9 protein-coding genes are annotated in these 10,771 nt (G+C 69.4%); 3 read left to right on the top strand and 6 right to left on the bottom strand.

Annotated features, from left to right (window positions below):
* Positions 1 to 126 precede the first annotated feature (126 nt).
* Positions 127 to 1,563 (top strand): FAD-binding protein, encoded by a 1,437-nt coding sequence (locus OOT08_RS08005; protein WP_325092076.1) that lies wholly within the window; start codon positions 127 to 129, stop codon positions 1,561 to 1,563.
* 54 nt (positions 1,564 to 1,617) lie between these two features.
* Here the strand turns inward: OOT08_RS08005 and OOT08_RS08000 are convergent, their stop codons facing one another.
* From OOT08_RS08000 to OOT08_RS07990, 3 genes are all read right to left on the bottom strand, one after another.
* Positions 1,618 to 1,764 (bottom strand): hypothetical protein, encoded by a 147-nt coding sequence (locus OOT08_RS08000; protein ID WP_325092075.1) that lies wholly within the window; start codon positions 1,762 to 1,764, stop codon positions 1,618 to 1,620.
* Positions 1,765 to 1,833: 69 nt separating this feature from the next.
* Entirely contained in the window at positions 1,834 to 2,784 is a 951-nt protein-coding gene (locus OOT08_RS07995; protein WP_442916195.1) for a metallophosphoesterase, read from the bottom strand.
* The gene (locus tag OOT08_RS07990; RefSeq protein ID WP_325092073.1) at positions 2,775 to 5,345 is read right to left on the bottom strand and encodes a transglycosylase domain-containing protein; all 2,571 of its coding nucleotides are present in this window, start codon (positions 5,343 to 5,345) and stop codon (positions 2,775 to 2,777) included. The genes OOT08_RS07995 and OOT08_RS07990 overlap by 10 nt, the downstream gene beginning before the upstream one ends.
* 20 nt (positions 5,346 to 5,365) lie before the next feature.
* On the opposite strand from OOT08_RS07990, the gene OOT08_RS07985 reads away from it, so the two are divergent.
* On the top strand, positions 5,366 to 5,608 hold the full coding sequence (locus OOT08_RS07985; RefSeq protein WP_325092072.1) for a DUF4177 domain-containing protein: 243 nt from the start codon (positions 5,366 to 5,368) through the stop codon (positions 5,606 to 5,608).
* Entirely contained in the window at positions 5,609 to 6,088 is a 480-nt protein-coding gene (locus OOT08_RS07980; protein ID WP_325092071.1) for a RidA family protein, read from the top strand. It begins immediately after the preceding gene.
* 106 nt (positions 6,089 to 6,194) lie between these two features.
* Here the strand turns inward: OOT08_RS07980 and OOT08_RS07975 are convergent, their stop codons facing one another.
* The 3 genes from OOT08_RS07975 to OOT08_RS07965 form a co-directional block, all read right to left on the bottom strand.
* Complete coding sequence (locus OOT08_RS07975) at positions 6,195 to 7,388, bottom strand: dipeptidase (RefSeq protein WP_325092070.1); 1,194 nt, start codon at positions 7,386 to 7,388, stop codon at positions 6,195 to 6,197.
* Positions 7,389 to 7,494: 106 nt separating this feature from the next.
* Positions 7,495 to 9,480, bottom strand: coding sequence for an acetate--CoA ligase (gene acs / locus OOT08_RS07970; protein WP_325092069.1), 1,986 nt, complete (start codon positions 9,478 to 9,480; stop codon positions 7,495 to 7,497).
* 169 nt (positions 9,481 to 9,649) lie between these two features.
* A complete protein-coding gene (locus OOT08_RS07965) occupies positions 9,650 to 10,441 on the bottom strand; it encodes a hypothetical protein (RefSeq protein WP_325092068.1) in 792 nt (263 codons plus the stop codon).
* Positions 10,442 to 10,771: the final 330 nt, after the last annotated feature.

The following is a 10,771-nucleotide window of genomic DNA, read 5'->3' as shown; positions in this document are numbered from 1 at the left end:
GGGGGATCGCCCCTCGGCGGAGTTCGTCCTGCGCCGCCCGGAGCAGGCAGCCGCGCTGCTTGCCGAGTTGCGGGACGCGGGACCGGGAAGCCCCGGGCCCGGCTCCCGACGTGCGACGGGCCGGGCATGACCCCCCGCCAGAACGACCTGCCCGGCGCAGCCGGTTCCGGGGCGGCACCGTTCGCGGGGAGCCCGGGCCGGGGCTGGCCCGAGCTCCCCGCGGCCCTGCGGGCCATCGCGACGCGGCCGAACGAGGCCGGATACGGGCCCCGGAGCGGCACCTATCTGCGTCGCGGAGCCCCCGCGCTCATTCTCGCGGCCGGAACCGAGCCTGAGGCCGCGGCGGCGGTCCGCTACGCGGCGGCGGTCCGGGAGCGGGCCGGGGAGCTGTCCCCGGGGCGGGTCCCGTTCAGCGTTCGCTCGGGCGGGCACGGGCTCTCCGGCTCGGGGACGAACGACGGCGGGATCGTGCTCGACCTCTCCGGCCTCGCTCAGGTCCGGGTCGCGGGGGACGGCACCGGGCGGTTCACCGCCCAGGCGGGGGCCACGTGGGGGCGGGTCGCTGCGGCGCTCGGACCGCAGGACCGGGCCCTCTCGAGCGGAAATATCGGGGGGACGGGCGTGGGCGGCCTCATCACCGCGGGCGGGGTCGGCTTCTTCGCCCGAGCGCAGGGACTCAGCCTGGACCACGTGCAGCGGCTCCGCGTCCTGGACGGCCGCGGGAATGTGCGTTGGGTGGACGCGGAGCGGGATGCGGAGCGGTTCTGGGCCCTCCGCGGCGGGGCCACGCAGGCGGGAATCGTGCTAGAGGCGGTGCTCGACGCGCCTCGGCTCGGATCGAGCGCCGGGGATGCCTCGGTCATCCACCAGGAGGTGCAGTACCTGCTGACCGACCTGCCCGGCTTCGTCGAGGCTTGGGGGGACTGGATGCGCGAGGCCCCGCGGGAGGCGGAGAGCTTCCTGATGCTCCAGGCCAGAGGCGACGGGCGCACGGTGGCGCAGGCGCGGAACGTCTGGGCAAACGATCGCATCGAGCAGGCCCGCGCGACGCTGGAAGCGGCCCTGGGTCTGGCCCCGGTGCTGGGACAGCAGGCCGTCGTTGTGCCCTATCCGCGGCTCGTGCCCGACCCGGGGCGGACGGCAACGCGGTCCCCAATCGAGATGCGCTCCGCGCTCGTGAACCGGGCGGACGCGACGCTGGGGGCGGCGCTTGAGCAGACGCTCGGGCACCGGAGCACGATGCTCGCCGAGCTCCGCGCCCTGGGAGGCGCGGTCGCCGACGTTCCCTCCGCGGCCACGGCCTGGGCGGGGCGGCACCAGGAGGCGCTGGTGGCCACCTGGGCGCACCCCGATGGGGCTCGGGATGCGGACGAGGGCTTCGCCCCCGTGCGCGCGCTCGGGTCCGGGAGCTACGGGGCCTACGCGACGGAGACGGGCTCGGCGGCGGCCGAGCGGGCCTGGCCCGGGGCGACGGGGACGCGGCTCCGGGCGGTCGCGGACCGCGTGGACCCCGACCGGCTCTTCGATGCCGGGCTCGTGCTGTCCCCGCACGGACCCGGCTGAGCAGACGGGGGCGGCCGGGGTGCGCGGCGGGGTGGCTGGGGGCGGTGGCGCGGGCTACTCGCGGGAGCGGGGTGCGTCGAGCGAGCGCTCCAGCACCCGGATCCCGAGCAGGAGAATCCTGACCACGAGGACGAAGAGGAAGACCCCGGCGAGCAGGAGCACTCCCCAGAGGAGCAGCGGCAGGAGCGCGAAAACGGTCATTTCGTCAGTATAGGGTCCGTGCCGGTGCTCCGGTGCTCCGGTGCTCCGGTCGTCCGCTCTCGCGGAGCGTCAGTCCGCGGCGGGTTCCAGCACGATGAGCGAGGCCTCAGGGCGGCACGCGAACCGCACGGGGGCGTAGATCGAGGTGCCGAGGCCCGCGCTCACGTTGAGGAACGCGGCGCGGTGCGCGTCGTACCAGACACTCAGACCGCTCGCCTGATCGTTCGGGAGGTCGCAGTTCGTCGTGAGCGCGCCGATGCCGGGCAGCTGGACCTGGCCGCCGTGGGTGTGCCCCGCGAGCAGGAGATCCGCGCCCTCGCTCAGGAGCGCGCCGAGCGCGGCCTGGTAGGGGGCGTGCACGACCCCGATCCGCACGGGGGTCGCGACGTCAGATTCGGGACCCTCGGCGCGGAGCGCGGCGAGGGCCGCGCGCATCTCGTCGGGGCGCTCGTAGCCGATGTGCGGGTCGTTCAGCCCAGCGAGCTCCAGGCGGGTGCCCCGGATCGTGAGCGCCGCGGCGTCGTTGTTGAGATCGGCGAGGCCGATCTCGTCCCGAAGCAGGGCGGTGACCGCGGCGTTGTCGATGTCCTGGGCGCGCGTCGCCTTCCGGCTCGGCTCCCGCAGGTACTTCAGGGGATTCTTGAGCAGCGGGCCGTAGTAGTCGTTCGAGCCGTGTACGAAGACGCCGGGGACGCCCGCGAAGGGGGCGAGGGCCTGGCGAAGCGTCGGCAGCGCCTCGGTGTGCCCCATCAGGTCGCCGGTCGTGACCAAGAGGTCGGGGTTCAGCCCGGCGAGGGAGCGAACCCACTCGGTTTTGCGGCGCTGCCACGGGGCGAGGTGCAGATCGGAGAGTTGGAGCACGCGGATCGGCGCGGCGCCCGCGGGGAGCACGGGCAGGGTGTGCCGGCGCACCGTGAACAGGTTCCGCTCGATCAGGGTGCCCCAGGCAACCGCGGCGGCCGCGGCCACCCCGAGGGTGGCCGCGACCCGCGAACCGGCGCGTCGCCGGGTCACTTGCACTTCAGACTGAGCGTGACCTGGTTGTCGCGCTTGGCGTCGTCGCCCGAGCCGGGCGAGACAGACTCGACGTTCAGCTTGTCGTGGTCGCCCGGGAGCTTGCCGTCGCCCGCGCAGGTGGCATTGACCTTGGTAAAGCCTGCGCTGGCCAGGTCCTCGCGAGCATCCCGATAGTTCTTGCCGGTGAGGCCGTCCGGGATCTTCGTCAACTCACCGTTGCTGATCTCGACGGTGATGTCGGAACCCGACTGCGCGTTCGAGCCGGCCCCGGGGTTTGTCCGCGCCACGGTGCCCTTCTTCTGCGCGGAATCGGTCTCGCCGCCGATGGAGACGGTGAATCCGGCGCTCTGCAGCAGCGCTCGGGCGTCCTCGGGCGACTTCCCCGCGGTGTCCGGGACGGGAGTGGTCTTCACCTGCATCGAAGCCTGGTCGGGCTGCGGGAAGGCCTCCCCGCCGTACTTCGCGTCCGCGACGTTCATCATGGCGGGCCAGATGGTCTTCCCGGCGGCCATCAGGTTGCCGACGTACTGCGTCGAGACCTTCCCGGTCACGTTGCCGACCCAGGTCGCGGTCGCGACCTTCGTGCTCGCGCCGACGGTCCAGTTGTCGACCACGTTGTCCGTGGTACCCGTCTTGGCCAGGTGCGGCACGCCGTAGGCGCTCTGCGCGTGACCGGCGAGCCCGGCGCTCCCGGTGGTGTACTCCAGCGCGTAGGCGACGCCCGCGGCGACGCGCGGCTCGATGGCCTGGGAACAGGAGCTGCCCGTGAAGCTCACCTTCTCGCCGTCGCCGTCCGTGATCGACTCGATCGGCACGGGGGAGCAGACCTTGCCGTCGCCCGCGAAGCCCGCGTAGGCGGAGGCCATCGTGATCGGCGCGATCTCGTCGGTTCCGGCGAAGACCGAGGCCAGGTTCCCCTGCAACGGTTCCCCGGTGGCGCGCTTCACGCCCATGTCGGTGGCGAGCTTGGTGATGTCGCAGAGATCCATCTTCTGGGCCATCGACATGAAGCCACCGTTGAGGGACTGCGCGGTGGCGGTCAGCACGGTCTGGTTGCCGCGGACGCCGAGGTTGTCATTCTTGAACTCGAAGGGACCGTAATCGTAAATACCGTCGGGCTTACACCGGTCGTTAAACTCCTGCTGCATGACCGTCCGGCCGTTCACGTTGACGATGTCCCGGACGGAGTGGCCCGTGCGGATCCACTCGGCGAGGGTGAAGGCCTTGTACGTCGAGCCGACCTGGAAGCCCGAGGAGCCGCCGTAGTCGAACTCGGTGTTGTAGTTGATCGCGGTGAGCCCGGGGTCGTTAAAGAGCTTGTTGTCGTCCTGGCTGTAGGCGCGGTTTTGCACCATGCCGCGCACCTTACCCGTGCCGACCTCGACCGAGACGCTCGCGCCACCGACATCGAGGTCGGGCACCGTCGCGGGCACGTTGTTCTGCATGGCCTCGACGCCCGCGTTCTGCATGTCCAGGTCGATCGTGGTCATGATGTCGTAGCCGCCGCGCTGCAGGTTCCAGATTCGCTCCTGCTGCGTGTTGCCGAAGCTCGGGTCGTTCTGGATGTACAGCATGACGTAGTTGCAGAAGTGGCCCAGGTTGCCGGCCGCCTCGCAGCCCTGCACCTTCGGGGTGATCTTGGGCTCAAGGGGCTCGTTGATCGCCTGCTCGTGCTGGGCCTCGGTGATCTTGCCGTGCTTGAGCATGTTGTCGATGAGGTGGTTGCGCCGCTCCAGGTTCGCGGGGATGTTCTCTTCGATGTCCAGGCCGAGCTTGCTCGGGTTCTTCACGATGCCCATCAGGCTCGCGGCCTGGGCGATGGTGAGGTCCTTCGCCTTGACGCCGTAGTAGTAGTTCGCGGCGGACTCGATGCCGTAGATCTGGCGACCGAACAGGGCGATGTTCATGTAGCCGAGCATGATCTCGTCCTTCGAGAACTTCTTCTCGATACTGACGGCGTAGCGCATCTCCTGAAGCTTACGGTCGGCGTCCTGGCGCGTGGCCTCTTTGTACGCTTCCTTGCGCTCGGCGGGGTCCATGATGGCCTCCGCCTCCTGGATGCGCACGTTTCGCACGTACTGCATCGTGATCGTGGAGGCACCGGACTCACCGGTGCCGAAGGCCTGCTGCATCAGTGCACGGCTCATCGAGATCATGTCCACGCCGGTGTGGGTGTAGAAGCGGGGGTCCTCGGTGCCGACGAGGGCGTCCTTCGCGTACTGGCTGATCTCGTCCCAGGCGACCGGGACGCGGTCCTGCATGTAGAACTGGGCAAACTTCGCCGGTTTGCCGTCCGCGCCGGTCGCGTACAGCGTGGAGGGCTCGGCGAGCTCGCCGGGGTTCAGGTTGTCCGGGAGCTGGTCGAAGACGCTGATCGCTGTCCGGGCGGCCGAGCCGCTCAGCGCGACCACCGGGGTCACGGCGGCGGTCAGCAAAATACCGGCGATTACGCTCATGCCGATGGCGCCGAGGATCCCGCCCAGGGCGCCCTGGAACGTACGCTTCTTCACGAAGTGGTTCCCCTGCTTTTGGGCGCGCCCGTTCATTGGTGGCTGTGCAGTCATAGAATCAAGGATAGGCGGCATTGCTGGAAATAAACTTCGCTTCGCGAATTCGCCTGATCTTTGCCGAGAAAAGAGGAACGGACCATATGTCTGAGCAGTCGGAAACCCAGCCGGTCTGGGAGTATTTCGTCACCCCCCTGCTTCTCCACAGCGAGGCGCAGATCCTGAACAACTGGGGCGCCCAGGGCTGGGAGCTGGTCCAGATCATTGAGGGCCCCGCCGGCGGGAACGTCGCTTACCTGAAGAGAAAGGCTGTTGTATAAATGTCTGTCATTGAGGATCGCGTCCGCGCGCTCGGTTATGAGATTCCCGAGATCGCGGCCCCCGTCGCGGCCTACGTCCCCGCCGTGCGCAACGGCGACCTGGTCACGACCTCGGGTCAGCTGCCCATGGTCGGCGGCAAGCTCGGCGTGACCGGCAAGGTCGGCACGGGCGAGGGCCTGGTTGACCCCGCCGTTGCTGAGGAGCAAGCCCGGATCTGCGCGCTCAACGGCCTCGCGGCCGCCCGCGGCATCCTGGGCTCGCTCGACCGCATCACCCAGGTCGTGAAGGTCACGGCGTTCGTCGCCTCGGCCCCCGACTTCACCGGCCAGCCCGGGGTCGCCAACGGCGCCTCCGTGTTCCTCGGCCAGGTCTTCGGCGACGACGGGATCCACGCGCGCTCCGCCGTCGGCGTGTCCGTGCTGCCGCTCGACGCCCCGGTCGAGGTGGAGTTCACCTTCGCCGTCTCCGACGAGGCCTAAGCCGCCGCCAAAACGCCGCTCGCGCGGGAAATCCGGAAGGATCTCCCGCGCGAGCGGCGTTTTTGTGGGTGACGCTGTGTCAGGGGGAGGGCCCCTGCGTCCGCAGCTAGCTGGCGGGGAGCACCTCGGCGAGCACGCGCAGGGTGTTGCCGCCCATGATCGCCCGGATGTCGTCTTCGCTGTGTCCGCGGTCGAGGAGCTCCTGCGTGATGATCGCGAGCTCGCTCGTGTCCCAGGCCACCTCGGTCGACCCGTCGTAGTCGCTGCCGAGCGCGGCCGTCTCGATTCCCCCGACCGTGACGACGTGCTCGATCGCGTCGACCACGGCCTCCGGGGTGAGCTCGCACACCGCGGCGTCCCAGTAGCCGATGCCGACGACGCCACCGGTTGCGGCGACGCCCCGGATCTCCTCGTCGGTGAGGTTCCGGTTCACATCGCAGGTCGCCTGCACCCCGCCGTGGCTCGACACGACCGGCCGGGTCGCGTTCGTGAGGATGTCCGCGACGGCCGGGTGGCTCGCGTGGGCGAGGTCGATTACGATGCCGAGCTTCTCCATTCGCGCCATCGCCTGGCGGCCGAGCGGCGTGAGCCCGCCCTGTTCCACCCCGTGCATGGAGCCGGCGAGGTCGTTGTCGAAGAAGTGGGTGAAGCCAGCCATCCGCATCCCGTCCGCGAACAGCACGTCGAGGTTTTCGAGGTCGCCCTCGAGGTTTTGCAGGCCCTCGACCGAGAAGAGGCCGCCGACGACGGGGTCGCCCGCCGCGCGGTCCGCGAGCAGGGACTCGAGGTCGTCCCGGGTCGCGATCGCGCGCAGGGCCCCCCGCGAGTCATCGGCATCCTGGCGCAGCTTGTGCGCGTGGTAGCGGGAACGCTCCAGGAGCGAGAACCAGGTGGCCGGGGGCTGCAGCTGCGCGATGGTCAGCAGCGTGATGTTGTCGCTCTCGTCCGTGTTGGACTCGTAGTTCTGGCCCTTCGGCGACTTCGACACCGAGGAGAACACCTGCAGCGCAACGTTGCCGTCCTGGAGCCGGGGGAGGTCGACGTGGCCGCGATCGGACCTGGTGTTCAGCGAGCGATCCCACATCAGGGTGTCGCTGTGCAGGTCGGCGACCTCGAGCGTGTCGTGGAGCCGCTGTGCCTCGGCGCTGACCGGCGATGGGGCGCCCGGGGTCACCTCGTTCATGCTCCGTTCGACGATGCCCGGGGCGAGGGAGAAGAACCCCACCGCGGCGAGAACGAGGGTCAGGGTGAGGCCGAGGATGCTCCAGCGCAGCCAGCGGCGTTTCGGTCGTGTGCTCATGGTTGCTGACGGTAGCAGGACGGCGGTGCGGAAACGGCACATCGCCGCCTTCGTGGGGAAATGATCCAAGCTTCCCCGCGGAGGCGGCGATGTCGTTATCGGGTGACTACGCCTTGCTGCTCAGCTCGGCCCGCACCCGCTCCGAGATCGTCGACATGACGACGGTGTCGGCGAGCGTGGTCACGTCGCCGATCTCGCGCCCCTCGGCGGCGTCCTTGAGGAGGCGGCGCATGATCTTGCCGGAGCGGGTCTTGGGCAGCTCCGGGACGACGAAGATCTGGCGGGGCCGGGCGATCGCGCCGATGTGCCCGGCGACGTGCTTTTTGAGGACGTCCTCGGCGCTCTCGGGGGTGACCTCGGTCTGCTGCGACTTGAGGATCACGAAGGCGACCACCGCCTGACCGGTGGTGTCGTCGTGCGCGCCGACCACCGCAGCCTCGGCTACGGAGGTGTGGTCCACGAGCGCGGACTCGATCTCGGCGGTGCTCAGGCGGTGCCCGGAGATGTTCATGACATCGTCCACGCGGCCAAGCAGCCAGAGGTCGCCGTCGTCGTCGACCCGGGCGCCGTCGCCCGCGAAGTAAGAGTTGACCCCGTGCGTCGACCAGTAGGTGTCGACGAAGCGCTCGGGGTCGCCCCAGATCGTGCGCGCCATGCTGGGCCAGGGGCGCTGGATCGTGAGCAGGCCGCCCTGGGTGCGGTCCACCCGGTTGCCCTGGTCGTCGACGACGCTCACGGTGATCCCGGGCACGGGCACCTGGGCGCTGCCGGGCTTCAGCCGGGTCAGACCGGGCAGGGCGGAGATCATGATCGCCCCGGTCTCGGTTTGCCACCAGGTGTCCACGATGGGGCAGCGGCCGGAGCCGACAACGTCGCGGTACCAGATCCACGCCTCCGGGTTGATGGGCTCGCCGACCGAGCCGAGCAGGCGCAGGCTCGACAGGTCGTACTTCTCGACCTCCTGGCGGCCGACCTTCATGCAGGCGCGGATCGCGGTGGGGGCCGTGTAGAAAATCGTCACGCCGTAGCGCTCGATGATCTCCCACCATCGGCCCCAGTCCGGGGTGTCCGGGGTGCCCTCGTACATGACCTGGGTCGCGCCGTTGGCGAGCGGGCCGTACACAACGTAGCTGTGCCCGGTGATCCAGCCGACGTCGGCGGTGCACCAGTAGACGTCGCTCTCGGGCTTGAGGTCGAAGAGGTTCTTGTGCGTGTAGCTGACCTGGGTCAGGTAGCCGCCCGAGGTGTGCAGGATGCCCTTGGGCTTCCCGGTGGTGCCCGAGGTGTAGAGGATGAACAGCGGGTTCTCCGCGGGGAAGCCCTCGGCGGTGTGCTCCGCGTCCATCCGGACGATCTCCTCGTGCCACCACAGGTCGCGGCCCTCGTGGAAGGCGATCTCGTTCTCGGTGCGGCGCACGACGAGGACGTGCTCGACGCTGTGTGCCTCGCCCGGGTGCAGTTCCAGGGCGGCGTCCACCGTGGGCTTGAGCGAGGAGACCCGCCCCTTGCGCCAGCCGCCGTCGGCGGTGATGACCAGCTTCGCCTCGGCGTCGTCGATCCGGGAGCGCAGGCTCTCCGCGCTGAACCCGCCGAAGACGACGGAGTGGGTGGCGCCGAGGCGGGCGGTGGCGAGCATCGCGATCGCCGTCTCGGGAATCATGGGCATGTAGATGGCGACGCGATCGCCGCGGGTCACGCCGAGGCTCGTCAGCAGGTTCGCGGCCCGCTTGACCTCGTGCAGCAGCTCCGCGTAGGTGTAGCTGGTGCGGTCGCCGGGCTCACCCTCGAAGTGGATGGCGACGCGGTCGCCGTTTCCGGCGATGACGTGCCGGTCCAGGCAGTTGTAGCTCACGTTCAGCTCGCCGTCGGCGAACCAGGTCGCGAAGGGCGGGTTGGACCAGTCCAGGTCCTGCGTGAAGGGCTTCGTCCAGTGCAGCTCGCGGGCCTGTTCGGCCCAGAACGCCTCCGGGTTTTCCGCGGCCTTCCAGTAGACAGCCGGGTCGCTCACGTTCGCTTGGGCGACAAACTCGGGGTTCGGCGGGAAAGTCTCGCCTTCGGTCGGGTGGCTCTCGATGACACCGTGATCGCTCATGTGGACTCCATTATCCGTTGTACTCGCGTGGGACGTTCGTGCGGTCCCCACAGCGTAGAATATATAACTCGCTTCTGGCAAGTGACATCCGGGTGAACGCGGCCGTACTGCACGACAACGGCCCCGGTCTCAGGAGACCGGGGCCGTTGTCGAAGCGGGGTGGGGCGACTTACATCCCCAAGGCCTTCTCGTCGATCAGCTGGTCGGCCGCGGGGGCCTCGATCGAGACGGGCTTGCCCCAGGCGCTGAAGTTCGTCTCGACAACGACGCCAGCGACGGTCATGACGACCCGGCGGGGCAGGTCGTCCGAGCCGACGTGCATGACGTACTCCAGCGTCTCGGGCATGTCCGAACCGGCAGCCGCGAGCACGTCAGCCTGCCCCTTCAGCATCTCCTTCGTGTCCAGCGTCAGGGTGTACGCGCGGGTCTCGACGCCGTCGATCTTCTCGGTTTTCTCGGCGGCGCTGAAGTCCGTGACCGCGTCGGCGAGCGCCTGCTGCTGCTGCTGCGGGTTGAGCTGGTCGAGCTGCCCGAGGAACTGCTCCGCTTCGGGGCCGCTGAGCGGGGTCTCGACGAACTTGTTCTGGCTCATCTCGCCCATGTTCATGAAGAGCTTGGCGTCCAGCATGCGCATCTCCATCGTCATGCCGCCGGGCAGCTCCATGGTGACGGACATCTTCATGTCGGACGGCTTCTCCGTGATGGTCATGTCGCCGGTCATCACCTGGGACTGGCCCTGGAATTCGGTGCTCATCTCGGTGTGCACGGAACCGGCCTCGGTCTGGGCCTTGCTCATGCGGTCGGCGAAGGTGTCGATCGTGAGCGGCTCCTGCGAGGCGGGGGCCTGCTCCTCGGTCGAGGAGCCGACGGGGGCGGTGCCGCCGGAGCAGGCGGTGAGGCCGAGGGCCGCGGCCGCGGTCAGGGCAATGATGGTGCTGGTTCGAGTCCACAGAGAAGTCATGGAAACCAGCGTACGGGACAGAGATCGCCGGCGGATCCCGCCGCGGGACGGGCGGGCTTCGGGGCATCCCGGAAAAATCACGCCAGGCGAGATCCTGGGCGGCGGCGAGCCCGTCGGCGTTCCGGCTGCGCCGGGACGCCCGATGCCGCGGTGGCCCCGGAAAATCAGGGAGTCCCGGAACCGGGTCAGCTCTGGGCTCCGCACCGCTGAGCGTGACGGGTATCTCTCCACAGAGGCGGGTTCACCCGCCCACGGCCGGGCCAACCGAGATGAAATCGACACATGATCGATACCTCAGAGGCCCCCGTCCTCCGGCGTCAGCCGGCCCCA

The sequence above is a fragment of the Leucobacter sp. M11 genome (genome assembly GCF_035726885.1).
In the GTDB taxonomy this organism is placed as follows: Bacteria; Actinomycetota; Actinomycetes; order Actinomycetales; family Microbacteriaceae; genus JAPFRB01.
The sequence above is the reverse complement of the archived record's forward strand: the minus strand, read 5'-3'. Positions and strand labels throughout refer to the sequence as shown.